Raw genomic sequence first — 869 nt, 5'->3', positions numbered from 1 at the left:
GATCCAGCCATTTGGAGACATAGCAGAAGCAGTAGAAGTTATAGTCGCCCTGCTGAGGATTGCAGCGGATCAGGAGAGCATGTTCTTTGGTATCCACACGAAAACCATACTCGGTGGTGTAGTTTCCCTTAAAGGCGCTGTCCGGCTCCCTTCGTGCAAAGCTCACCATGCTGCGCCTATCTTTGAGCAAACCGTATTCCTCGGAGCGCAGAGCATTGATGACATCATCCAGCTCTGCCTTAAAAGCATCGGTTTTCAAGTCTTTCTGGTGATCCTCCCAAGTTGTCCAGAACTCCATGCCACCGGAGCCAAAGTCGCCTCTGAGTCGCCCGATACTTCCGGTCTGGCTCATGAGCTGCGAGCTTTGCTCATAGGCATATTTGCGCTCCTCAAAGCACATAGGTCTGATATGAAGCTCCATTTAGCCAACCTCCCTTTCAACCGTTGTTCTGCTCTTCGGAAAGTCCCAGCCGTAAACCCTGCCGATTTCATCACCGAGCCTCTTAGTAACCCTTGTGATGTCCGCTCTGGTCGCTTTCCCCATATAGATTTTGTCCTGCAAGCGTTCAATCTGGGAGTCTGTCACGCCCTCTTTGAATATTCGATAGAGGTAATGATTTGTCCCGTCATGGTGAATGGCATCCGCCCGCAGATCTCCGTACCGGTCAACATACCATTCGGTGAAATCGGTATCGGAATACAGGCAGTCCCTGATGTTGCCGGAGTCGATCATCTTATAGCCCATCACTCTGCCGTTCCAGCGTCCAAGGTCGCCAATGACGATAATGGGCTGGGAAAGCTGAATATCCAGATTCATGCGCTCATCGGAGAGATAATTGTCGTTGGTCTCAATCATCCAGTCGTAGAGA

The 869-nt window shown here is 50.7% G+C and carries 1 protein-coding gene and 1 pseudogene; both read right to left on the bottom strand.

Annotated features, from left to right (window positions below; translation table 11 throughout):
- Positions 1 to 421, bottom strand: a pseudogene (locus D1841_RS17635) (hypothetical protein); the annotation flags it as partial.
- Positions 422 to 869, bottom strand: a 448-nt coding sequence (locus tag D1841_RS17630; RefSeq protein ID WP_166554335.1) for a hypothetical protein, incomplete at its 5' end; no start/stop codon positions are given. It abuts the pseudogene before it with no gap.

This window comes from Neglectibacter sp. X4, assembly GCF_009917365.1.
GTDB lineage: Bacteria > Bacillota > Clostridia > Oscillospirales > Acutalibacteraceae > Acutalibacter.
This window is presented reverse-complemented; position numbering and strand designations above follow the sequence as displayed.